The sequence below is a fragment of the Geothrix sp. genome (genome assembly GCF_020622065.1).
Taxonomy (GTDB): domain Bacteria; phylum Acidobacteriota; class Holophagae; order Holophagales; family Holophagaceae; genus Geothrix.
The window spans coordinates 1,132,332-1,155,460 of sequence record NZ_JAHRYQ010000002.1; the positions used below are offsets into that span (position 1 = coordinate 1,132,332).

Annotated in this window: 22 protein-coding genes and 1 riboswitch; of the genes, 5 read left to right on the plus strand and 17 right to left on the minus strand. The window is 68.8% G+C overall.

Going from position 1 to position 23,129, the window contains the following annotated elements:
• Nucleotides 1-64: 64 nt before the first annotated feature.
• The 9 genes from QZ647_RS14635 to QZ647_RS14675 all read right to left on the minus strand — a co-directional run bounded on the left by QZ647_RS14635 (nt 65) and on the right by QZ647_RS14675 (nt 8,625).
• On the minus strand, nt 65-1,180 hold the full coding sequence (locus QZ647_RS14635) for a pyridoxal phosphate-dependent aminotransferase (RefSeq protein ID WP_291272867.1): 1,116 nt from the start codon (nt 1,178-1,180) through the stop codon (nt 65-67).
• 118 nt (nt 1,181-1,298) lie between these two features.
• Nucleotides 1,299-2,120 (minus strand): 2,3,4,5-tetrahydropyridine-2,6-dicarboxylate N-succinyltransferase, encoded by an 822-nt coding sequence (locus QZ647_RS14640; RefSeq protein WP_291272868.1) that lies wholly within the window; start codon nt 2,118-2,120, stop codon nt 1,299-1,301.
• Nucleotides 2,120-3,022 carry a 4-hydroxy-tetrahydrodipicolinate synthase gene (gene dapA / locus QZ647_RS14645; protein WP_291272869.1) on the minus strand — a complete coding sequence of 301 codons (903 nt, stop codon included), beginning with the start codon at nt 3,020-3,022 and terminating at the stop codon, nt 2,120-2,122. The genes QZ647_RS14640 and dapA overlap by 1 nt, the downstream gene beginning before the upstream one ends.
• Nucleotides 3,019-3,741 (minus strand): dihydrodipicolinate reductase C-terminal domain-containing protein, encoded by a 723-nt coding sequence (locus QZ647_RS14650; protein ID WP_291272870.1) that lies wholly within the window; start codon nt 3,739-3,741, stop codon nt 3,019-3,021. Before QZ647_RS14650 ends, dapA begins: the two co-directional genes overlap by 4 nt.
• Nucleotides 3,738-5,078: a lysine-sensitive aspartokinase 3 gene (gene lysC / locus QZ647_RS14655; protein WP_291272871.1), complete on the minus strand. Its 1,341-nt coding sequence runs from the start codon at nt 5,076-5,078 to the stop codon at nt 3,738-3,740. Before lysC ends, QZ647_RS14650 begins: the two co-directional genes overlap by 4 nt.
• Entirely contained in the window at nt 5,075-6,130 is a 1,056-nt protein-coding gene (gene asd / locus QZ647_RS14660) for an aspartate-semialdehyde dehydrogenase (RefSeq protein WP_291272872.1), read from the minus strand. Before asd ends, lysC begins: the two co-directional genes overlap by 4 nt.
• Nucleotides 6,131-6,133: 3 nt before the next feature.
• Nucleotides 6,134-7,168, minus strand: a complete 1,035-nt coding sequence (locus QZ647_RS14665) for a M20/M25/M40 family metallo-hydrolase (protein WP_291272873.1) — start codon at nt 7,166-7,168, stop codon at nt 6,134-6,136.
• A 61-nt stretch (nt 7,169-7,229) separates the two neighbouring features.
• Nucleotides 7,230-7,406, minus strand: a riboswitch (Lysine riboswitch).
• A gap of 37 nt (nt 7,407-7,443) precedes the next feature.
• Complete coding sequence (locus tag QZ647_RS14670; protein ID WP_291272874.1) at nt 7,444-7,968, minus strand: alpha/beta fold hydrolase; 525 nt, start codon at nt 7,966-7,968, stop codon at nt 7,444-7,446.
• A gap of 60 nt (nt 7,969-8,028) precedes the next feature.
• Nucleotides 8,029-8,625, minus strand: a complete 597-nt coding sequence (locus QZ647_RS14675) for a TetR/AcrR family transcriptional regulator (RefSeq protein WP_291272875.1) — start codon at nt 8,623-8,625, stop codon at nt 8,029-8,031.
• A gap of 142 nt (nt 8,626-8,767) precedes the next feature.
• Between QZ647_RS14675 and QZ647_RS14680 the strand changes: the two genes are divergently transcribed.
• Both QZ647_RS14680 and QZ647_RS14685 read left to right on the plus strand, forming a co-directional pair.
• Nucleotides 8,768-9,418 (plus strand): hypothetical protein, encoded by a 651-nt coding sequence (locus QZ647_RS14680; RefSeq protein WP_291272876.1) that lies wholly within the window; start codon nt 8,768-8,770, stop codon nt 9,416-9,418.
• Nucleotides 9,419-9,463: 45 nt separating this feature from the next.
• The gene (locus QZ647_RS14685) at nt 9,464-10,240 is read left to right on the plus strand and encodes a thiazole synthase (protein ID WP_291272877.1); all 777 of its coding nucleotides are present in this window, start codon (nt 9,464-9,466) and stop codon (nt 10,238-10,240) included.
• A 60-nt stretch (nt 10,241-10,300) separates the two neighbouring features.
• On the opposite strand, the gene QZ647_RS14690 is transcribed toward QZ647_RS14685, so the two are convergent.
• Genes QZ647_RS14690 through QZ647_RS14700 form a run of 3 tightly spaced genes read right to left on the minus strand, consistent with a single transcriptional unit; the run spans nt 10,301 to nt 13,588 of the window.
• A complete protein-coding gene (locus QZ647_RS14690) occupies nt 10,301-11,452 on the minus strand; it encodes an aminotransferase class V-fold PLP-dependent enzyme (protein WP_291272878.1) in 1,152 nt (383 codons plus the stop codon).
• Between the two features lie 19 nt (nt 11,453-11,471).
• A complete protein-coding gene (locus QZ647_RS14695) occupies nt 11,472-11,882 on the minus strand; it encodes a cupin domain-containing protein (RefSeq protein WP_291272879.1) in 411 nt (136 codons plus the stop codon).
• A 44-nt stretch (nt 11,883-11,926) separates the two neighbouring features.
• On the minus strand, nt 11,927-13,588 hold the full coding sequence (locus QZ647_RS14700; protein ID WP_291272880.1) for an L-lactate permease: 1,662 nt from the start codon (nt 13,586-13,588) through the stop codon (nt 11,927-11,929).
• 194 nt (nt 13,589-13,782) lie between these two features.
• On the opposite strand from QZ647_RS14700, the gene QZ647_RS14705 reads away from it, so the two are divergent.
• Nucleotides 13,783-14,424, plus strand: coding sequence for a DUF480 domain-containing protein (locus QZ647_RS14705; protein ID WP_291272881.1), 642 nt, complete (start codon nt 13,783-13,785; stop codon nt 14,422-14,424).
• Here QZ647_RS14705 and QZ647_RS14710 read toward each other — a convergent pair.
• The 3 genes from QZ647_RS14710 to QZ647_RS14720 are packed head-to-tail and all read right to left on the minus strand — an operon-like array spanning nt 14,421 to nt 16,607.
• A complete protein-coding gene (locus tag QZ647_RS14710; protein ID WP_291272882.1) occupies nt 14,421-14,864 on the minus strand; it encodes a barstar family protein in 444 nt (147 codons plus the stop codon). The genes QZ647_RS14705 and QZ647_RS14710 overlap by 4 nt on opposite strands.
• Entirely contained in the window at nt 14,861-15,277 is a 417-nt protein-coding gene (locus QZ647_RS14715) for a ribonuclease domain-containing protein (protein WP_291272883.1), read from the minus strand. Before QZ647_RS14715 ends, QZ647_RS14710 begins: the two co-directional genes overlap by 4 nt.
• A 34-nt stretch (nt 15,278-15,311) precedes the next feature.
• The gene (locus QZ647_RS14720) at nt 15,312-16,607 is read right to left on the minus strand and encodes an MFS transporter (RefSeq protein WP_291272884.1); all 1,296 of its coding nucleotides are present in this window, start codon (nt 16,605-16,607) and stop codon (nt 15,312-15,314) included.
• A 186-nt stretch (nt 16,608-16,793) separates the two neighbouring features.
• Here QZ647_RS14720 and QZ647_RS14725 point away from each other — a divergent pair, with 186 nt between their 5' ends.
• Both QZ647_RS14725 and QZ647_RS14730 read left to right on the plus strand, forming a co-directional pair.
• On the plus strand, nt 16,794-18,467 hold the full coding sequence (locus QZ647_RS14725; protein WP_291272885.1) for a M4 family metallopeptidase: 1,674 nt from the start codon (nt 16,794-16,796) through the stop codon (nt 18,465-18,467).
• A 92-nt stretch (nt 18,468-18,559) separates the two neighbouring features.
• A complete protein-coding gene (locus QZ647_RS14730; protein WP_291272886.1) occupies nt 18,560-19,282 on the plus strand; it encodes a hypothetical protein in 723 nt (240 codons plus the stop codon).
• Nucleotides 19,283-19,294: 12 nt separating this feature from the next.
• Here QZ647_RS14730 and QZ647_RS14735 read toward each other — a convergent pair whose 3' ends face one another.
• On the minus strand, nt 19,295-21,217 hold the full coding sequence (locus QZ647_RS14735; protein ID WP_291272887.1) for an APC family permease: 1,923 nt from the start codon (nt 21,215-21,217) through the stop codon (nt 19,295-19,297).
• A gap of 21 nt (nt 21,218-21,238) precedes the next feature.
• Nucleotides 21,239-23,128, minus strand: coding sequence for an APC family permease (locus QZ647_RS14740; RefSeq protein ID WP_291272888.1), 1,890 nt, complete (start codon nt 23,126-23,128; stop codon nt 21,239-21,241).
• Nucleotide 23,129: the final 1 nt, after the last annotated feature.

Sequence of the window (23,129 nt, forward strand, 5' to 3'; positions counted from 1 at the left end):
TTCTTCCCTGTGCATCCCTGTTTCATCCGGCATTCCTCTGCGATCTCTGCGGCTAAACCTCGTTTCAGTGCTTCCAGTAGGGGGCCAGCCGCCGCACGCCCTCCCTCAGCTGCTCGGGCGTAGCGGCGAAGCTGAGACGGGCGTGACCGCGGCCGCCTTCGCCGAAGGCGAGGCCGGGGATGAGCACGACCTTGGCCTCATCCCGCAGCTTCAGGCAGAAAGCCAGGGGATCGGCGTGCGCGGACTCCGGCAGAGCCATGAAGTGGTAGAAGGTGCCGTCGGGGGGCGTCACGGTGTGGCCCAGCTCTTCACGCAGGGCCGAGGCCAGGGCTTCCCAGCGCAGCTGCACGGCGGCGCGGGCCTCGGCCAGGATGGCGTCCGAGTGTTCGAGGAGCGCCAGGGCCGCCCACTGGGCCGGTGTGGCCGTGCCCGTCACCGCGTAGCCATGGACCACGCGGGCAGGGGTGAGCCAGGCGGGATCGCCCACGGCCCAGCCCACACGCAGGCCCGGCGCGCCCCAGCCCTTGCTCACCGAGCTGGTCACCACGCCGCGATCGGTGACATCGCGCAGGCTGGGCGCCCGCACGCCGAAGTGGAGGTCGCGGTAGACCTCATCCGAAATGAGCAGAATGCCCCGGGCCACGCAGGCCTCGGCCACGCGCTTGAGGGCCGCGAGATCGCCCCCGCCGCCCGTGGGGTTGGAAGGCAGGTTGAGGATCACGGCGGAGGCCTCTGGCGTGGCGTCCAGCACCCGGATGAGGGCCTCGGCATCGAGCCGGAACCGGTCCTTGGACAGCGGATAGGTCACGGGCTCGGCACCCGCGATGCGGGCCAGGGCCGGATAGGCCACGAAGCCGGGGTCGGGCATGAGGACCTTCGTGCCGGGCTCCACCCAGGCCTGGAACAGCGAGAAGAGCGCCCCCTGGGAACCGGTGGTGATGAGCACCTCCTCCACCTGGGCGCCGTGGAAGGCGGCCACGGCCTTTCTCAGCTCCAGCAGGCCCACATGGGGCACATAGGCGCAGGGGCCGGGATCGCGCAGCAGCGCCCGCCGGGCCACCTCCGGCAGGTTCCAGGTGGGTTCGCCCAGGCCCAGGGGGATGGCCCCGGGCGGCGTGCCGTCCGTGATGGCTCGGATGGGCGAGGGCTTCAGCAGGGACAGGCGGGTGGCGGGATTCATCGGGACCTCAAAAGCAACAGATCACCACCAAGACACCAGGGCACCAAGTAAAGACAAAGGGTTTTTGCCGTTCTTGGTGCCTTCGCGGCCTGGTGGTTTTCATTTCGTCACCACCGCCCTACCGCAGCGCCTGTTCCAGGGCCGTGGCCGCGTCGGTCCTGTCGTCGCGGTACTTCACGATGCAGGGGGCCGATACCTGGAGCCCGCGGGCCTTGGCATAGTCGCCGGAGGCGGGCCGGGAGCCCGGCACCACCACGGCGCCTTCGGGCACCTCCTGGCGCAGCTCGCGGCCATTCACCAGGTCGTAGATCACGGTGCTGCCCGTGATGACCACACCCGAGGCCAGCACCGCGCGTCGGCGCACCACGATGCCCTCGAAGAGCCCCACCAGTCCGCCCACGAAGGCGTCATCCTCCACGATCACCGGCCGGGCGCCGGCGGGCTCCAGCACGCCGCCGATCTGGGCGGCGGCCGACAGGTGCACGCGCTTGCCGATCTGGGCGCAGCTGCCCACCAGGGCGTGGCTGTCCACCATGGTGCCCTCATCCACGAAAGCCCCCACATTCACATACGCGGGCGGCATGAGCACCACGCTGCGGGCAATGTGGGCGCCGCGCCGCACCGATGATCCGCCCGGCACGAGGCGCACGCCATCCTCCAGTCCGAAGTGGCGGACCGGATAGGCGGTCTTGTCGAACATGGGAAAGCCGGGACCCGGCATCTCCACCAGGTTCGTCCGGCGGAAACCGCAGAGGATCGCCTGCTTCACCCAGGTGTTGGCCACCCAGGTGCCGTCATCCTGGCGCTCGGCGGCCCGGATGGTGCCCGTCTCCAAGCCCACCAGGAGTACTTGGTGCATGGCGGGGGCTTCGGGATCCGCCGCCAGGACCTCCGCCGGACGGTTGAAGAAGCTGTGGATGGAATCCAGATCGACAACCATCACACCACTCCAGGGAAGGTGCCCTCGGTCGAGAGGCAGAGGGCTTCGGCCAGGCGTGTGCGCGTGGCGGGTTCGGCAGGAACCAGGGGCAGGCGCAGGCCGTCTTCGCAGAGGCCCAGGAGCTTCAGCACTGCCTTCAGGGGGATGGGATTGCTCTCCACGAAGAGGGCGTCCATCAGGGGCAGCAGCTGCTGGTGCAGGCGCAGGGCCTCGACCCCGTTCCCCTGCCGGGCGGCGGCGATCATGGCCGCAGTCTCGCGAGGCAGCACATTGCCCAGCACCGAGATGAGACCAGAAGCCCCCACGGCCAGGGAGGCCACGGCCAGGTTGTCGTCGCCGGACAACAGCAGCTTGCCCTTGGGCAGCTGTCGCGCGATCTCCCCGATCTGGGCCAGGTTGCCGCTGCTCTCCTTCACGGCCACCACCTGGGGATTCTCCCAGAGGCGGGCCAGCACGGCCGGGGTCACATTCAGCCCCGTGCGGCCCGGCACATTGTAGGCAATGATCGGCAACCCCGGTGCCGCGTCGGCCACCGCGGCGAAGTGCGCCACCAGGCCAGCGGGCGTGGGCTTGTTGTAGTAGGGCGTCACCACCAGGGCGCCCTGGGCTCCCAGGGCCTGGGCGCGCTGGGTCATGGCCGCTGCCTGGCGCGTGGCGTTGTGTCCCGTGCCCACGACCACGGGGCGGCCGCTGCTCTCCTCGAGACAAGCCGTGATGATGGCGTCGCGCTCCGCATCCAGGATCGTGGCGGCTTCCCCCGTGGAGCCCAGGGGTACCAGGAAGTCCACTCCGCCTGCCACCACATGCCGCACCAGCTTGCGGAAGGCGGGCAGGTCCACCTCGCCCGAGGCGGTAAAGGGCGTCGCCAGGGCGACGGCGAGTCCGGAGAAATCGAGGGTCATGGTTTGCCTCCGAAGGCGAAGAGGGGATCGAGCAGGTCGGCGGCCAGGTCTTCCATGGTGAAGACGCCCTTGCGGCCCTGAAGCCAGTGGGCCGCCGCCAGAGCGCCTTGGGCGAAGGGCGCCCGGGACCGGGCGATGTGCGTCAGCTCCAGCAGCTCGGCGGGGGCATCCAGCCCCACCGTGTGGGTGCCGAATTCCGCCCCGGCCCTCACGACGCCGATGCTCAGCTGATGCGGCGCTGGCGTGCCCAAAGTCCATTCGGTTTTGCGGGGACAGCCCCGCAGGAGGGCCGCGGCCAGCGTCTTGGCCGTGCCGGAAGGTGCGTCGGCCTTGAGGCGGTGGTGGCGCTCCATCAGGAAGGGATCCCGCGCGGGATCGAGGGCCGCGAAGCGCCCCAGCACCGTGGCGAAGCGGGCCATGAGGGCCACCGAGAGCGAGAAGTTGGAGGCCGCCAACACGCCGATGCGCCCCGCCACACGATCCTCCAGGTCGGGCACCGACCAGCCCGTGGTGCCGATCACGAGGTCGGTTCCCGTCTCCAGGGCCCAGGCGAGATGGGCCTCGACGGCCTCCGCCACGCTGGCATCGATGGCCACGGCCACGGGGCCGGTCGGGCGCCCTTCGCGGTCCACCTGCCAGGCCAGGGCCTCCCCGGCCTCCGCGGCGATGGCTGAACCCAGACGGCCCTTCCCGAAGAGGCCAAGGCGGGGTGCCGTCACGCCGCACCCCCCACCAGCACGCGATGCAGGCGCCGCAGGGCCTCGGAACTCTGGTCCTGGCGGACCACCAGGCTCAGGTTGATCTCGTTGGCGCCCATGCTGATCATCTCCACATTGATGTCGCCCAGCGAGGACAGCAGCTGCGCGCCCAGGCCCGGCGTGGACTTCAGCCGCTCGCCCACGGCGGCGATGATGGCCCGGCCCTCGTGGATCTCCACCGTGGCGAAGGCCGACAGGTCCTGGATCAGGGGCTTCAGCGGCACATCCGCCTCCACCGTGAGGGAGACGCTCACCTCGGCCGTGGCCACGAGGTCGACGCTCACGCCGCGGCGGCCGAACACTTCGAACAGCCGCGCCAGGAACCCGCTCTGGGCCAGCATCCGGGAGCTGCTCACCGTAAGCACGGTCACCGGGCCCCGGCTGGCCAGGGCCGTGATGGGACGGCCCGTGCGGACCTCGGCCGAGATCGTGGTGAAGCGGCCTTCGGGTTTCTGCGTGTGGCGCACGGTGACAGGGATGCGCGCTTCCACCGCGGGCTGGATGGTGGCCGGGTGGAGCACCTTGGCGCCGAAAGCGGCCAGCTCGGCGGCCTCGGCGAAGCTCAGCTCGGGAATGGGCAGGGCCTCGGGCACGATGCGCGGATCGCAGGTGAGCACGCCCTCCACATCCGTCCAGATCTGCACCTCCGCCGCGCCCAAGGCCGCCCCGAAGAGGGCGGCGGAATAATCGCTGCCACCCCGGCCCAGCGTGGTGGTGAGCCCATCCTCCGTGGCGCCGATGTAGCCCTGGGTCACCACGGCCCGGCCCGGGCCCAGGAGGGGCTTCAGGTGGTCGGCAGCCAGGGGCCGGATCGCCTCCTGCTGGGGCACGGCCTCCCCGAACACGCCGTCCGTACGGAGAACCGTGCGGGCATCCACCCAGGCACCCCCCACGAAGGCCGCGAAGATGCGCGTGGACAGCCGCTCGCCCAGCGAGGCGATGGCATCCATGCTCCGGGGGCTCAGCTCGCGGAGCAGGGCCACGCCCCGAAGCAGCAGCTCGAGCTCCCCGAAGAGGTCCGTCAGGGCCACATCCAGGCTTTCGGGCACGGCGCCGTCGAACAGCTCCGCGGCGGCCTTCCGGTGGGAGGCCATGAGGCCCCGCTGCTGCTCCATGGCGCCGGCCAGGTCGCCCGCTTCCGCGGCCCTCGCCGCCCCGAAGAGGCCGTTGGTGGTCTTGCCCATGGCGGACAGCACCACCAGGGGCGACTGGGGCAGGGCCGACCGCACCAGGCTCGCCACCTGGCGCATGCAGGCCGCATCGGCCACACTGCTGCCGCCGAACTTGAGGACGATCATCGGAGGTACCCCTTCGCATGGGCCAGCTCGGCGTTCAGGATGCTGCCTCCGGCCGCCCCGCGCTCCGTGTTGTGGCCGAGGAGCGCGAACTTCACACCGAGGATGGGGCAAGCCCTCAGGCGGCCCACATGCACGCTCATGCCGCCATCCGTCTCCACATCGCGGCGTACCTGGGGGCGGTCCTCCAGGGTGTGGACATGCACGGGCACGGCGGGTGCCGAAAAGAGCTTCAGTCGCTGGGGTTCAGGTTTCCAGCTCAGCCAGGCCTCGCGCACCGCCTCCAGGGATGGGTTGCCTTTCAGCTTCACGCTGACGGCCTCCGTGTGGCCCTCGATGACGGGTACCCGATGGCAGAGGGCGCTCACCCGCATGGGCGCCAGCTCCACTTCGCGGCCGGTGAAGCGACCCAGCATCTTGGGCGTCTCCTCCTCCACCTTCGGCTCCTCGTTGCGGATGAAGGGGATCACATTGCCCAGGATGTCCAGGCTGGCCACGCCGGGGTAGCCGGCGCCGCTGATGGCCTGCATGGAGGTCATCAGCACGGCCTCCACACCGAAGGCCTCCTGGAGCGGGGCCAGGGCCATGACCAGCACCGTGGCCGTGCAGTTGGCGTTGGTGACGATGCCGCCGCTCCAGCCGTGGTGATGGCGCTGCACCTCGAGCAGGCCCAGATGATCGGCGTTCACCTCGGGCACCAGCAGGGGCACTTCCGGCGACATGCGGAAGGCCGCCGCGTTGGAGAACACCATGGCCCCGGCCCGGGCGAAGGCCGGCTCCAGCTCCGTGGCCGGCGCCGTGTCGAGGGCGCTGAAGATCACCGGCGACAGGGCGAATTCCGGGGTGCCCTCGGCCATCACCTGGTCGCCCAAACCGCCATAGGGCTCGCCGTCCAGGCGCCAGGCGCAGGCGTCGCGGTAGCGCTTGCCGGCGCTGCGTTCGCTGGCCGCGAGGTGTTCCACGCGGAAGAGGGGGTGGTTCGCCAGGCGCCGCACAAAGCGCTGGCCCACGACGCCAGTGGCGCCCAACACGGTCACGGGGATTTTCGAGGACATGGTTCAGTCTCCCAGGAAATGCAGGGCCAGCCGGTGATTCAGATCCACGCCGGCTTCCAGATCGGCGAGGGCGAGGCACTCCTCCAGCGTGTGCGCCACGCGGATGCTGCCGGGCCCCGCCAACACCACGGTGCGATCCGGCACCAGCGCCCGCAGGGTGGGCGCATCGGATCCGAAGGGCATGGCCGCCTGCTCGAAGCCAGGAATCTCCGGATAGCGATCCGGGGGTTCGTCCAGGCGCAGGTCCACCGAACCTTCGGGCGGCGCCAGGCGGCGGACCTCCTCGGCAAAGGTGCTGCCGGGCAGCGTGCGCACCAGCAGGTCGGCCACCGCCGAGGCTGGCACGGAGTTGAGGGCCTCGCCCCCGCGCAGCAGCCCGAGGTTCCACACCTCGGGACCCAACCGGGGATCCGCGGGCCGGGGCTGCTCGCGCAGCCGCTGGAGCCAGTCCAGCAGGGGCCAGGTGGCGTCGTGGCCCAGCTCCGGGCTGCCGCTGTGGGCGGCCCGACCTGCGCAGTGGAGGCAGAGGTGCTGGGCCCCGCGCTGACCCGAGGCCAGCTTCAGCTCCGTGGGCTCGCCGTTGATGAGCGCCCTCAGGTCCCGCAGGCGGTCCGCCAAGCCCAGGGCCGCGGTGGCTCCCGCGCTGTCGGTCTCCTCGCCCACCACGCCCAGCCAGGCGAGGCCTTCGCGGCCTTCGGCCAGCAACCTCCGTACGGCGCCGAGCTGGGCCACAATCTGGCCCTTGGCGTCGCAGGTCCCGCGGCCATGCAGCACCTCTCCCTCCAGCCTCGGCGGCAGGAAGGGCGGCACCGTATCCAGATGGGTGGAGAAGAGCACCGCCGGTCGCCCCCAGACCGCCAGCACATTGGTTCGACCCTCGGCCACGGGCTGCTCGTGGATCGTCGCGCCGAGTCCCTGCAGCAGGGCCCGCAGGGCCGGCAGGCCCGCATCCTCCCGGCCCGAAGTGGTCTCCTGGGCGCAAAGCTGTCGCAGGCTGCCTGTGAGCCAGCTTCGGAGATCGGCGGTGGTGGCGTTCATGGAAACCTCGGCGGGCCGACGGTGCCATCTGGAACGCGGTGGGAGGGACTCCCGCCGCCGCTCCTCAGGCCCTCCGCGCCGGGTGACCGGCACGACAGCCGCCGGGCTTTCGCCTCAGCGTCCAGGGGCCGCGCCGATGACTCGCGATCCCTTCGGCGATCCTCCCCTTTCCCGGCAGGTCATCGGGGTCATCCCCCTCGCCGTCGGTACTGATGGGGACCGCTCCTCCATCGGAAGGTCCACCTTCCCACGGCCAAGCCCCCTTTTGCAAGCCGCTACCGGAGGTCGCTCAGCAAGGCCTCGCCGCGGGGCCAGGGGCCGTGGCCCGAAGCCTGGTTCAGGTGGCCGCAGGGCCCCAGGTCCACGAAGCGCGCTCCCCAGTCCGCCGCCAAGGCGCGGGCCCGGGCCGGCGCCAGAAAGGGGTCGTCCGAGGAGGCGGCCAGGATGGCGGGAAAAGCCAGCCGCAGCCGGGGGATGGGTCCGAAGGCCCTCAGCACCGCCAAGGCATCGGCTCGCTCCACATCTGCGGGGGCCGCCAGCAGCGCGCCCCGGATTTCCCGGTCATGGCCCTCCGCCCAGTGGACGATGGCCAGGCAGCCCAGCGAATGCCCCACCAGGATCGGCGGTTCCTGGCAGTCGGCGATGGCCTCGTCCAGGGCCTCCACCCACGCCGCCTTGATCGGGTGTTCCCAGCTGGGCATCTCCACCCGTTTCATGCCGCCCAGGCTGCCCTCCCACAGGCTCTGCCAGTGGCCAGGGCCGGAACTCTGATAGCCAGGGACGGTCAGGATCGTGGGCATGGTCCCCCCGAAGATGGCTCCATGGAACGCCCTTGGATCCTGAAGATCAAGCGCGGAAGCTCAGACCTTGGGGCCGGGCACCAGGGCGTCGGCCAGGCGCCGCACATAGCCGCTGAGGTCTGTCACCGCCGCCACCGCTTCCGGGGTGGTGCGCAGCAGCTGGAAGTAGCCGGCGTAGGCGGCGTAGGCCAGCAGCGCCCGCTCGCGCGCCTCAGCCTCGGAGAGCCCCAGGGCCCGGAAGGCCTCCACGCCGAAAGCCAGGCGGCGCTCCGTGGCGCGGCGAAGGAAGGGGGCCACCCGAGCATCTCCGCTCGAGACCGCCAGCGCCGCGAAGAACAGCCCGTTCTCCAGATCTTCAAAGGCGGCGAAGAGCAGCACCCGCAGGCGGCGCCGGGGATCTGCGATGCCCCCGTAGCGGGCGACCACATCGGTGCTCTGATCCTGCTCCCACGCCTCCAGGGCCGCGCGGATGAGGGCATCCCGATTCTCGAAGTGCCAGTAGAAGCTCCCCTTCGTGACGCCCAGCGCCTGCGCCAGCGGCTCCACGGCCACCGCCGAGACGCCCTCCCGGATGATCAGGGCCTGCGCCGCCTGGACCCAGGCCTCGGGCGAGAGGGGCGTCGCGGGGCGGGGGGGCTTTTTGCGGGAGACGGGCATGCAGACCTGGGCCGGGACCCGCAGGCTACCATACCCATCCGTATGGCCCATCCACCTCAGGCCATGACCTCTCCACCCGCCGGTCGGTTGAGGCTGGGGGACCGTGCACGGAAACTGGGGCGACATCTCCGGGGGAGGTCCCATGCGATCGCTCCTCTGCACCCTGCTGCTCCTGCTTGGAAGCCTGGACTGCGCCCGGATCTATCGGCCCGTGGCCCTGCTGGCGCCGCCAGTGGAGGTCCAGCGCGGAGAGTTGTCGGGACGCCTCGCCCTCCTGCCCTGGGGGGACAACTCCGGCTATGCCCGAAAGGCCCTCGACGCCCACCTGCGCGTGGCGGTCCTGAGCCTTGAGAATGCCTCCGACCAGGGCGTAGAGGTCCTGGGCCTGCAGCTGCCGGACGAGGCTGGCACTCTGACTCCCGAAGCCGCCCTGCTCCTGGTGCGACAGCGGAGCGCCGCCTACCTCCTCTACCCGATCCTTCCGGGAATCCTGGCCATTGCCAGCGGCGGCGACCGCATCGGCCAGGCTATCTTCGGTGCTCTGGGGGTCGTGGGCCTGGGAACCGGCATCCCGAATGCGGTCGTGGCCTCTCGGAGCAACCGCCGCCTGGGCGACTTCTTCCGGGATGAGGCCTGGGTGCCCGGATCCCTGCCACCGGGCCGGAGCCGCCGTGGCCTGGTGTTCATCCGGAGCCGCGATCCCCAGGCCCCGCTGCAGGTCCGGGTCCTCTACCGGGGTCCCGCCGGCGATCGCAGGCTGGACCTCACCTGCCCGGGAATTCCGCCCCGCTGAACGAGGGGGGTCCGCCGGAGCTAGACTGAAGGTTCGGAGCGCCCCATGTCCCTGGTCATCGCCGGCAAGACCTTCAACAACCGCCTCGTCCTCGGTACGGGCAAGTACAAGGATTTCGCCACCATGCAGGCCTGCTACCGGGCCGCGCGGGTGGAAATGGTCACCCTGGCCGTGCGCCGCTTCGACCTCAGCGCCAAGGGCGAGGACAACATCCTCAACTGGATTCCCAAGGACATCGCCCTGCTGCCCAACACCGCCGGCTGCTACACCCGCGAGGACGCCCTGCGCGTGGCGCGCCTGGCACGCGAAGCGCTCGACACGAACTGGGTGAAGCTCGAAGTCATCGGTGATCCAAAGAGCCTCTACCCCGACAACGAGGAAACCCTGGAAGCCGCCAGGATCCTCGTGAAGGAGGGCTTCACGGTGCTGCCCTATGTGAACGCCGATCCCATCCTCGCCAAGAAGCTCTGCGATGCGGGCTGCGCCGCCGTGATGCCCCTGGGCAGCGCCATCGGCTCGGGCCTGGGCGTGCAGAACCCCATGACGCTGCTGCTGATCAAGGAAGTGGTCGAGAGCTATCAGCTGCCCATGATCGTAGATGCCGGCGTGGGCACGGCCTCCGATGCGGCCCTGGCCATGGAGCTGGGTGCCGATGGCGTGCTGCTCAACACCGCCGTGGCCGAGGCCGGGGAGCCCACCAAGATGGCCCAGGCCATGGATCACGCCGTGATCGCCGGACGGCTCGCCTTCGAGAGCGGCCGCATGCCCAAGCGCCTCTATGCCAGTGCCAGCAGCCCCATGGCGGGCGTCATCGGGCGATAGCAATCCCAAAAGAGAAGCGCCCGGCACACGGCCGGGCGCTTCTCTTTTGGGGGGTTTCCCTTACCGGACCGGAGCCGCTTCGCGAAGGCCGACTTCCGTCAGGGCCGCCGCCAGGTGCGCCACGGTGCGGTCCACATTGTGCAGCTTCTCCAGCCCGAACAGGCCGATGCGGAAGGTCATGAAGTCCGCCGGTTCGTCGCACTGCAGCGGCACGCCGGAGGCCACCTGCAGGCCCGCGGCCAGGAACTTCTTCCCGGACTGGATGTCGGGGTCCGTGGTGTAGCTCACCACCACGCCCGGAGCCTTGAAGCCCTCGGCCGCCACGCTGGGCAGGCCGCAGCTCTCCAGCAGGGCGCGGGCCTTGGCGCCCAGATCCGCCTGCTCGGCCTGCAGCTTGTCGAAGCCGTAGGCCTCCATCTCCTGCATCACCGCGCATACCTTGGCCAGGGCATCCGTGGGCATGGTGGCGTGGTAGGCGTGGCCGCCCTTCAGGTAGGCGTCCATGATCGCGGACCACTTCTTGAGGTCGCAGGCGAAGCTGGTGCTGGTGCTGGCTTCCATCACGCCCTTGGCCCTTTCGGAGAGCATGACCATGGCGCAGCAGGGGCTGCCGCTCCAGCCCTTCTGGGGGGCGCTCACGAGGACATCCACACCGAGGGCCTCCATGTCCACCCACATGCAGCCCGACGCGATGCAGTCCAGCACGAACAGCCCGCCCACGGCGTGGGTCGCCTCGGCCACAGCCTTCAGGTAGTCATTGGGGAGGATGATGCCGGCGGCGGTCTCCACATGCGGGGCGATCACCACGGCGGGCTTCTCCGCGGCGATGGCGGCCACCACTTCCGCGATCGGCGTCGGCACCCAGGGGGACTGCCGATCCGTGCCGGTGCGCCGCGCCTTGAGCACGACATGCGAGGCGGGAATCCCGCCCATGTCGAAGATCTGCGACCAGCGGAAGCTGAAGAAGCCGTCCCGGATCACCAGCGCCTTCTTGCCCGTGGCGAACTGCCGGGCCACGGCCTCCATGCCGAAGGTGCCGCTGCCGGGGACGATCACGGCGGCCTGGGCGTGGTAGACCTTCGCGAGGATGCGGTTCATCTCCCGCATCACCTGCTGGAAGCGCTTGGACATGTGGTTGAGCGCGCGGTCGGTGTAGACCACGGAGAATTCCAGCAGTCCGTCCGGGTCGACATTGGGAAGCAGTGCGGTCATGGCGAATCCTCCTCGGAATCTATTTAAGCCAGTTGATGTCCGTGCCAGCAGGGAGGTGCGGCGTGAAGATCGACAGGTACTGGAGATCCTCCTCCAGCGCCCGGGTGTCGTGGACGATGCCCCGGGGGCAGACATGCACATCGCCGGCCTTCACGGGTTTCCACTCGCCGTTGACCATAATCTCGCCCTTGCCCCCGACCACGATCACATACTCGTCGCAGACCGTGTGGAAGTGGCGGCCGATGGTGGTGCCCTTCACGGCGGTCCGGATCATCATCTGCGTGCGCGGGCACTCGTAGACCACTTCGCTGTCCACGCCCTTCTCGGGCAGGGAACGCTTGGCGTAGTAGTCGCGCAGGTTGATCAGGACGGCCACATCCGGGGTGGAGTCGATGAGGCCCTTCAGGGTTTCCAGTTCACAGGTCGTCATGGCGTGTCTCCTTCATGGCGTGAGGTTGGAGGGCGGGTTTCCCATCAGCTGACGGCCGGAGCCGTGGGCAGAATCCAGGGGATGACGAAGGCCTGCAAGAGCACCACGACGATCACGATCCCCAGAAGGATCAGGGAATACTTAAGGGTCTTCCTGAAAATGTCCGTCTCCCGACCCACGAGCCCCACCGCGGCGCAGGCCACGGCAATGGACTGGGGGGAGATCAGCTTGCCCATGACGCCGCCGAACAGGTTGGCCGAGGTGGTGAGCACGGGGTTGAAGCCCAGGTGCCCGGCGGTGACCTGCTGGAGCTTGCCGAACAGGGCCGCCGACGAGGTCACCGAGCCCGTGAGGAACACACCCACCAGGCCGATGATGGGGGAGAAGATCGGGAAGGCCATGCCCGTGAGAACCGCCATGGCCAAGCCCAGGGTGAAGGACATGCCTGAGTAGTTGGCCAGGAAGCCCAAGCCGATCACCGAGGCCAGCGTGATGAGGGCGAACCGGAGCTGCATGAAGGTCTTCGCGAAGACCTTGGCGCCGGTGGCGGGACTGATGCCCAGCACGACCATGGAGATCAGCGACGAGAGGAACATGGCCGTGCCGGGGGCCGTGAGCCACTGCCACTTGTAGCTGGCGCCGTAGACGGCAGGCTTGGCGACGATGGGCGCGGCCTTGAAGACGACGCCGTCCAGCCAGGGCCAGTGGGGCACGGCCAGGAACCAGTGGTGGGTCTTCTCGGCGTAGTTCTTGAAGAAGGGCGTGCCCCAGAGACCCATGACGATCATGAGGATGAGGAAGGGGGACCAGGCCTTAAATATTTGGCCCGCCGTGTGGCGGACGCCTGTGGCCGGGTTCGCGGCCTTGTCCTCCTCGAAGGTCCAGGTGGTCTTGGGCTGCCAGAAGCGGATGAAGATCACCAGGCAGAGCAGCGACACCACGGAGGCTGTGATCGCGGGCAGCTCGGGCCCGAAGTAGGTGGAGATCACCAACGAGGTGGCGCCGTAGCTGATGCCGGCCACCAGCGCCGCCGGAATGACTTCCAGGGCCCGCTTGAAGCCCACCATGACGACCACCATGAAGAAGGGAATGATCAGGGCCATGAAGGCCATGTCGATGCCGATGGCACGGGCCATGGTCGTGGCGGGAATGCCCGTCACGGTGGACATCATCATGGTCGGGACGCCCACGGGCCCGAAGGGCACGGGCGGCGTGTTGGCCACGAGGCAGATGACGGCGGCTGGCAGAGGGGGAAAGCCCAAGCCGATGAGCATGGCCGCGGCCACCGCCACCGGAGCGCCCTGCCCGGCCACGCCTTCCATGAAGGCGGAGAAGGAGAAGGCGATGAGCAGCGCCTGGATCCGGCGATCCGGAGACAGGGATGAAATCGAGCCTTTGATGATCTCGAACTGTCCCGATTCCACCGTGAGGTTGAAGAGGAAGACCGCCGTCAGGATGATCCAACCGATGGGAAAGAGACCCGTCACCATGCCCAGGGCGGAGGCCGACAGCGCGGCGCTGAGCGGCATCCGGTAGACGAGCACGCTGATGATGATCGTGAGAAGCAGCGTGAGTAGCCCCGCCACATGGCCCTTCATGCGCTTCACGGCCAGGGCCCAGAACAAGAAGAAGATGGGGATGGCCACCACCAGGGCGGTGAGGAGCAGGCTCCCCTGAAGCGCGGCGTAGTTTTGGTTCCACTGCATACGCTTGGTCCTTTCTTGTTGTGGTTGGGATGGGACCCACTATGAGTGCTTGGCGTTATTAACGATGTGATCGTCGTCAATTGTTGTTGCCAAAGAATTCAGGCCTCTTTTGGCTCCTCCCGCGGGGACTTGGATCCCCACCTCCGCCCCAGGGAGGACGCCCTCCGGGAGATGGACCTGGGGGATAATGGCCCATGTCCGACTTCGACCTCCCGCTCCTGGAATGCCGCATCCTGGGCTGCCTGCTGGAGAAGCAGCTGAGCACGCCGGACGCCTATCCTTTGTCCATGAACGCGCTGCTCAACGCCTGCAACCAGTCCAGCAACCGCGCCCCAGTGCTGACGGTGACGGAACCGGAGGTCCAGGCCTCGGTGGAGGCCCTCCTTGCCCGCGGGCTGGCCGAGCACTGGCCGGGCCGGGTCCTGAAGGTGGCGCACACCGCCAAGCCCACCTGGAACCTCTCTGTTCAGGAGGCGGCCCTGCTGGCAGAGCTGCTCCTCCGGGGGCCCCAGACGCCCGGCGAGCTGCGCACCAACACGCGGCGGATGTATGCCTTCCCCGACCTGGCGGAGCTGGAGGGCTGCCTTGGCGCGCTCCTGGAGGCCGAACCGCCCCTCATCCAGCGACTCCCCCGGGCGCCCGGGGCCCGCGAAGCGCGGGTGGCGCACCTGCTCTCGGGCCCGGTGGAGGGCCAGGCTCCGGCCCAAGCCCCCACCCAGGATGCCGCTCCCGCCCGTTCCGGTCGGCTCGACCAGCTGGAAGGCGAAGTCGCCACCCTGCGCGACGAGCTTATGGAACTCCGGGAAGCTTTCGAGGCCTTCAAGGCCCAGTTCTAGACCTCGCGGAAGGGCACCCGGAGGCGGCGCAAGCCCTCCACCAGGTCGCCGTGGTGGCTGGGCTCCACCTGGAGCACCAGGTGGAAGGGCCGGGGCGCCAGGTCCTCCGCCACGGCTTCCAGCACAGCCATCAGCGTGACGCCGTCCGAAGGCGGCGCATCCTGGAGCAGCTGGTCCGCGTCGAAGACCAGGAAGGTCCCGCCCGCGGGCAGGTCCGACAGGCTGTCTCGGAGGCTGTCCCAGGTGCCGCCGAAGTAGGGAGGAAACTGGGCGGCCGCCGCCCATTCGTCCAAGAGCCCCGCCCGGGTCCGCATGCGGCTCCCCCGCAGCCAGCGAAGGGGCTCCGCCGCCGGAACGGCCTCCGCCAGTGCGGCGGCTGCCCCGCGCCACACGCAGAGGTGCGGCCCTTCGGCGGAGGTGAGGAAGGTCCAGTCGCTCATCGGACCTCGACGAAGGTGCGGTAGTGGTCGACCGTGTACCAGACCCGCCCGTCGCTGCCCGTGACCAGGCGCTCGGTGCCCCGGTTGCGGCCCTCGGCCCGGGGATGCACATCCCACTCCCGGTACTCGATGCGCTTCCGGCGGGCGTCGTAACGGGGGAGTGCACCCTCGTAATTGCCGAAGATGCGGCCGCCCACATAGCCGGGCTGGGCGTAGCCGTGCTGCCGGATGTAGGCCAGGGTCTCGCGGGCGTGGGGGGGGAGGGGGTCCGCTGGAGCCACCTGGACCTGCGCGGCCGGGGCCGACGGGGCTGAAGCTGGGCCCTGGGGTCCGCAGGCCGTGAGCGGCAACAGAGCGGCCAGGGCGACCAGGCCGGCGGCCAGGTGCGCGAGGGTCCTCCGCCAGCGAGTCATGCGACCTCCAGGATTGCGGTTTGCAAGTGTACTGCTACCCGGCCTGGTTGGCGGTGGTGATGGTTTCCAACCCATGGGCATCCGGCCCCGTCTCCGCCTGGCGCAGCAGGTAGGCGAAGAGGAAGCCGAAGAAGCCGAGGCTGCTGAAGATCCACATGCCCAGCCGGTATCCCGCGGGATGCGCGGCGCTGGCGGCGGCATGGTCGTTGGCCCAGCCGATGAGGAAGTTGAAGCCCGCCAACCCCACATTCTGGATGAGCGTCATCAGCCCATAGGCTGTGCCCAGCTTCTCCTCCGGCACCAGGTAGGCCACGGAGGGCCACATGACCGCCGGGATCAGGCTGAAGGCGATGCCCATCATGGCCATGGGCACGAAGAGGCTCACCTGCGTGTAGGCCATGAGCAGGTAGACCGGGATCAGCAGCAGGCTGCCCAGCATCATGAAGAGGGCCCGCTTGCCCACGCGATCCACCATCAGCCCGAAGAGGGGCGTGCCGATCATGGCGAAAAGGGTGAGCATCGAGGACAGGAAGCCGCCGGTTTCGCGGGTCACCCCGTGCGCATCCTGGAAGAACTTCACGGCAAAGGTCTGGAAGGGGAAGATGCCGCTGTAGAAGGTGATGCAGAGGGCCACCACATACCAGTAGGTGGGGCTGAACTTCAGCAGGTCGCCCCAGACCACCTTGTCCGTGCCACCCTGCCCGCCCAGGGCGTAGCGCTTCGCCGCGCCGTTCTCCATGAGCCAGTAGACGCCCGCGGCGATGACGCACACCGCACCGAAGACTGTGGCGATAAGAAGGGGCGTGCGCCAGGAGCCGAAGGCCCAGCGGGCCCAGGTGGGGCTGTTCAGGGCCGCGAAGGAGCCCAGCCGCGCGATGAGCAGGTTGATGCCGAAGGCGAAGCTCAGTTCCTTGCCGCGGAACCACTGGGCCACCGCCGCCGTGACGGCCACGATGAGGCTCTCGGCCCCCAGGCCGAAGACCAGGCGGCCCGAGGCCATGACCCATAGCTTGGGGCTCAGCGCCGTGAGGAGGGCGCCCATGAAGCAGAGGACGGCGAACAGGAAGGTGGCCTTCTTCACGCCGATGCGGTCGATGAGGATGCCGCCCACCAGCACCATGATGATGTTGGGCACGCTGTAGATCCCCTGGAGCAGCCCGATGTTGCCATCCGTGAAGCCCAGCTGCTTCTGAAGCACATCTGCCAGGGGGCTGATGGCGTCATAGACATAGTAGTTGCCGAACATGGCCAGGCTGATCACCACCAGCACCAGCCAGCGGAAGGCCGCCGGCGGAGCCGGCAGGGCGCGAGTGGGGGCTTCGGTGGACATGCAACTCCCGGGCGGTTTCACCCGAGGATGACACGGCTCCGGGAGGCGCTTCAAATAGAACTGATTCTCATAAAAATTAACATGTCTTAACACCTCTACCCGGCCCCGGCAGTCCTAAGCTCGAGCATCCCCTTCTTTCCCACCCTCTTTCCTTCTTTCCTGGAGCCTCGGCTCCCCGGAGGTCCCATGCCCTCTCGTTTCGCCCTTCGTCTCGCCGCGGCAGCGGTTCTCGTGGTTCCCGCCTTCGCCGCCCGTCCCGCGGACAGCCCCCTGGCTGACGAGGCGCGCCGCCACCTGGACGCCCGGGTCTACCAGCTGGGCCTGGATCGCGACCACGGGTTCTCGCCCAAGAGCGTCTTCGAGGAACCCACCGGCGAGGCCCACATCCGCATGCACCAGCTCTACAAGGGCGTGCGCGTCTTCGAGGGCGAGTCGGTCGTGCACATGCGCGGGGGTGCCGTCACGGACCGCACCGACGCGCTGGTCCGCGGCCTCAACCTGAATGTCGTCCCCACCCTGGCGCACGGCGAGGCCCTGGCCGTGGCCCACCAGTCCCTGGCCCCGAAAGGCGCCTACGCCCACGCACCCACCTCCGAGCTCGTGGTCGCCACCCTTACCCGGGACATTGAGACCCCCCGCGGCACCCGCACCCTTTCCCGCCCGGCCCTGGCCTACCACATCCACACCGAGCTGGAGAACGGCGCCGAGGAGACCCGGCACACCGACTTCCTCGTGGACGCCCACACCGGCGCGATCCTTGAAAGCTGGAGCACCCTCCACACGATCAGCGGCACGGGCAACTCCCAGTTCTCGGGCACGGTCGCCATCAACACCACGGCCAACGGCGCGACCTACGACCTGCGCGACACCACGCGCGGCATGAACTACGCCACCTACAACCTGAACCACGCCACCACGGGCACCGGCACCCTCTACAACGACGCCGACAACACCTGGGGCGACGGCGCCAACTATGTGGCCGGGGGCAGCACCACCACCGCCAACGGCCAGACCGCGGCCGTGGACGCCCACTACGGCGTGGGCCTCACCTACGACTTCTACAAGAATGTCCTGAGCCGGAACGGCATCGACGGCAACAACGGCGCCACCTACAGCCGCGTGCACTACAGCTCGGCCTACGACAATGCCTTCTGGTCCGACAGCTGCTTCTGCATGACCTACGGCGACGGCTCCTCCTTCAAGTCCCTCGAGTCCATTGATGTCGCCGGCCACGAGATGAGCCACGGCGTCATGGCCCGCACCGCGAACCTCACCTACCGCGGCGAGTCCGGCGGCCTGAACGAGGCGAACTCCGACATCTTCGGCAGCATGGTCGAGTTCATGGCCCATGGGGGCGGCACCAACACTGTGCCCAACTACACCAGCATCACCGGCACCATCCAGGTGAACTACGGCTCCGTGCCCGCCGCCAACTACCTCATCGGCGAGCAGCTGGCCACGAACGCCTTCAACAAGCCCCTGCGCTACATGTACAAGCCCAGCCTCGACGGCTCCAGCCCGGATGCCTGGTCCAAGACGCTCGGCCGCCTGGATGTCCACTACAGTTCCGGCGTGGCCAACCACTTCTTCTTCCTCCTCGCCCACGGCAGCCAGATCGACGCCTTCTCGGGCAACCTCCAGTCCCCCCTGGCCAACGGCGTCACCAGCATCGCCGGCATCGGCAACGATCTGGCCGCCCGCATCTGGTACAAGGCCATCACGGCCTACATGACCAGCAGCACCAACTACGCCGGCGCCCGCGTGGCCACCCTGAATGCCTGCACCGCTCTCGGCTACCCCTCGGGCAGCTCGGTCTACACGACCGTGAACAATGCCTGGCTGGCCGTGAATGTGAAGTAGGGCCCTCCGACTCTTCAACGAGAAGGCGCCCCGCGGGGCGCCTTCTCGTTTCGCGGGTTCCCTGTGGTCGCCGGGTGACGGATAGTGGGGGGATGACGGCCCCTTCCCGGCGCATCTGCCCCAGCTGCCAGACCCGCCTCTCACCCCTCGCGGCGGAGTGCCCCGAATGCGGGCTGGCCCTGGCGCCGCCCCGGCAGGGCCGCCCCCTGCTCTTCCAGGCCTCCGCCCTGGCCCAGGCCTCCTTCGCGCCGCCGCCCCGGGCCCTGACGGCCCCCGCCCTGGGCCGCGTACCCCCCGTGGCCGTGGAGGTCGCACCAGAGGAGCTGGAACGCCCTGAAGCCGGCGGAACGCCTTCGATTTCACCGCGCCGGCCCGCCCAGGCGGCCCTGGGCGCCCAGGAACCCGTCGCCAGCTTCTGGCCCCTCGTGAAGGTGGAGGCCACCGAGGCCCTGCTCCTGGTCCTGGTGCAGGTGCTGGCCTTGGCGCTGCCGGCCTGGCTGCTGGGCGTGGCCCCGAACCGGCTGCTGCTGGGGGCCTGGCCCCTGGTGCTGCCCTACCTGTTCTCTGTGTCCTGGATCCTGTTCATGGCCCCCCTGGTCCTCGCCGGCCAGACGCCCCTCATGGGGTTCTTCGGCGTGACCCTTCCCGAGAACCAGCCCGAGCGGCGGATGGCCTTCTCCCTCGTCCATCTGCTGTCCGTGGCCTGCTTCCCTTTGAGCTTCCTCTGCATGGTGCTGAGCCCCCGCCACCAGACCCTGGGCGAGCTCCTCAGCGGCCAGGAGCTGCTGGCCCGCCCCGTCGCCCGGATGCGCTGAGGGCCCCGCGCCCTACTGGGGGAGATGCATGGGCACGGAGGTCACGATGACGCCCGACCGCATCAGCAGGGCGGCCTTGAGGCGCAGGGCGCTCTGGTTGTGGAGGAACTGCTGCCACCACTTCGAGGTGATGAACTCCGGCAGGATGACCGTGAGCGCCAGTTCCGGTTCCGCGGCATGGATCCGGTCCACCTCCCCCAGAACGGGCTCCACGAGCTTGCGGTAGGGGCTCGGCAGGCAGCGCAGGGGCACGCCCATGCCGTAGATGATCCAGTCGGCCCGCAGCTTCTCCATGGCCGGGCTCTCCCGGGTGCCGTCGGAGCCGAGATCCACCGTGAGGGCCTCCACGCGGTCTCCCGCGATGAGCCGGGCATACAGAAGCGACTGCACCACACCCCGGTGGATGCCGTTCACCAGCACCAGGGCGTGGTGCTTGGTTGGCAGGAAGGCGTCCGTGCGGCTGGCGGCCAGCCGGGACTTCACGCCCACATAGTGGCGACGGATGCTGAAGTGGACGACCACCAGCACGGGCACCAACAAGATCACGATCCAGGCCCCGTGGATGAACTTGGTGAGGGCGATGTCCAGCAGCACCACCAGGGCCGTGACGGCCCCCAGGCCGTTCACCATCGCCTTGGCATGCCAGCGCGGGCCCTTCACCTTGCGCCAGTGCGCCACCATGCCGGTCTGGCTGAGGGTGAACCCCATGAACACGCCCGCCGCGTAGAGGGGCAGCAGGATGTCCGTATTGGCGTGGAAGAGCCAGACCAGCAGGCCGGAGAAGAAGAAGAGAATGAGGATGCCGTTGGAGAAGACCAGGCGGTCGCCCTGGCTGGCGAACTGGCGCGGCAGGAAGCCGTCCCGGGCCTGGAGGGCCGCCAGGCGGGGGAAGTCCGCGAAGGCCGTGTTGGCCGCCACCACCAGGATGGCGAAGGTGAAGCCCTGGGCCAGGTAGTACATCAGCTTCGGAAGGCCGTGGCTCACATCGCCGAGGATGGCCTTGTTCAGCTTGGACAGCAGCGTCTCAGCCACCACCGCCGGATTCGTGCTGTGCTGGTAGGTCACCCCGTACTGGTGGGCCAGCAGGGTGATGCCCAGAAACATCGTTCCCAGCAGCAGCACCATCCAGATCATGGTCTTGGCGGCGTTGGGCCCCACGGGATCCCGAAAGGCCGTCGTGCCGTTGCTGATGGCCTCCACCCCCGTCAGCGCCGTGCAGCCCGCGCTGAAGGCCCGCATGAAGATCCAGACCATCGACACCCCCGCAAGGTGGGCGCCCTGGGCCACGGCCTGCTGGGCCTGCGCGGGCGAGGGGCCCTCCCCGAGGAGCAGGCGGAGGATGCCATAGCCCATCACCAGGAAGATGCTCACCACGAAGCCGTAGGTGGGAATCGCGAAGAGATGGCCGCTCTCCTGGATGCCCCGGAGGTTCATGATGGCGATGAACCCGATGGCCAGGAGCGTCAGGGCGACATTGTGTCCCGCCAGGGCCGGCACGGCGGCCGTGATGGCGGCGATGCCCGACGAGGCGGACACGGCCACGGTCAGGATGTAGTCGATGAGAAGGGAGGCCCCGGCCGTCAGGGCGGGGATGTCGCCCAGGTTCTCCTTGGCCACGATGTAGGCGCCGCCCCCGCCCGGATAGGCCAGGATGGTCTGCCGGTAGCTGATGGCCAGGATCGCCAGCAGCGCCACGATGCTGAGGGCCACCGGGATGGACCATCCGAAGATCCCCGCGCCCACCAGCGCCAAGCCGCCGGCCACCGGCACCAGCGCCCCGGAGAGCGAGGCCAGGATCTCCTGCGTGGCATAGGCCACGGAGGAGATCGCGTCCGAGCTGAACACGGCCAGAGCCACCGGGTTGCTGATCTTGGTGTGCTGCGTCTCGTCGCTGGATAACCGCCGTCCCAGGAGGATCCGCCTCAGGCTCTGCATCCCTCGCTCCCGGACAGCAGGCTACTCCACGATGGGCTCCAGGTGGTAGGGGATCGAGATCACCACGGTCTTGGGCTTCATCAGGAGCGTGCCCTTGATGCGCCAGGCGGTCTGGTTGTGCAGCAGGTTCGCCCACCAGTGGCCCGTCACGAATTCCGGCAGGATGACGGTGATGGTGTACTCCGGCTCCACGCGCCGCATGCGATCGAGCTCCTCCACGATGGGTTCGACGATCTTGCGGTAGGGGCTGCGGATGGAGCGCAGGGGGATGCCTTCGCAGTAGCGGGGCCAGTCCGAGCGCAGGCGCTCCAGGGCGGCGCTGTCGCGGCCGTTCTCGTCGGGGAAGTCCACCGTGAGGGCTTCCACCTCACCGTGGTCCGCGATGACCTTGGCGTAATTCAGGGACTGCACCACGCCCGAGTGGATGCCGGAGACCAGCACCACCACGCGGTTCTTGCGGGGGCTGATGAAGTCGGCGCGGCTGCCCGCCAGGATCGACTTCACGCGGATGTAGTGCCGGTGGATGTTGAAGAAGGTCATCACCATGAGGGGCAGGACCAGCACCACCACCCAGGCCCCGTGGGTGAACTTGGTGACGATGATGACCATCATCACGACCAGCGTCGTCAGGCCGCCGGCTCCGTTGATGACCGACTTGAGGGCCCAGTGGTGGCCGCGGAGCTTGAGCCAGTGCCGCACCATGCCCGTCTGGCTGATGGTGAAGCCCAGGAACACGCCCACCGCATAAAGCGGCATCAGGTGGTGCTCACGGGCGTTGAACAGCCAGAGGAGGACGCCCGAGAGGAGGGAGAGGATGAAGATGCCGTTGGAGAACACCAGGCGGTCCCCCTGGCTGGAGAACTGCCGGGGCAGGAAGCCGTCCCGGGCCATCATGGCTGCCAGCCGCGGGAAGTCCGCGTAGGCCGTGTTGGCCGCCAGGCAGAGGATCAGCATGGTGAAGGTCTGCATCAACAGGTAGACCGCATGCGGGAGACCGGCGTCATTGCCCAGGATCCGCCGCCCCAGCATGGAGAGGAGTGATTCACCCTCGCCGAGGTAGACGATCCCGAAGTGGTTCGCCAGCCAGGTGATGCCCAGGAACATGGCGCCCAGCATCAGCACCATGGCGATCATGGTCTTGCCCGCGTTCCGCGCGGTGGGCTCCCGGAAGGCGGACACGCCGTTGGAAATGGCCTCCACCCCGGTCAGGGCCGTGCAGCCCGCACTGTAGGCCTTCATGAACACCCAGATGGCCAGCCAGCCCGGAAGGGGGGGCGCCGCCACGGCGTGGTGCTCACCGATGGAAACGCCCCCCGTGAAGTAGCGCCAAAAGCCGAGCCCGATGATCAGGAACATGGAGATGACGAAGCCGTAGGTGGGCACCGCAAAGACCGCACCGCTCTCCTTGACCCCGCGCAGGTTCACGAGGCCGATGAAGGTCACCACCGCGAGGGCGATCGCCACGCGGTGGATGTCCGCCGCCGGAAAGGCGCTGGTGATGGCCGTGACGCCGGCGGACACGCTCACCGCCACCGTGAGCACATAGTCCACCAGCAGCGAGGCCCCGGCCACCTGGGCCGGCACCTCGCCCAGGTTCTCCTTCGCGACGATGTAGGCGCCGCCTCCGCTGGGATACGCGAAGATCGTCTGCCGGTAGCTGACGGTCAGGATGGTCAGCAGCAGCACGATGCCCACGGCCACGGGCCAGGACCAGGACAGCACCGCCGGCCCGAAGGCCGCCATGGCCATGTAGGGGGCCAGCGCGGCCATGATTTCGCCCGTGCCATAGGCCACGGAGGAGAGCGCATCGGAGCTGAACACCGCCAGGGCCACGGGGTTGCTGATCCGGGCTTCGTGGCTTTCCTCGCTGGCAAGACGGCGGCCCAGGAGAAGTCTTCGGAAATTGGGCATT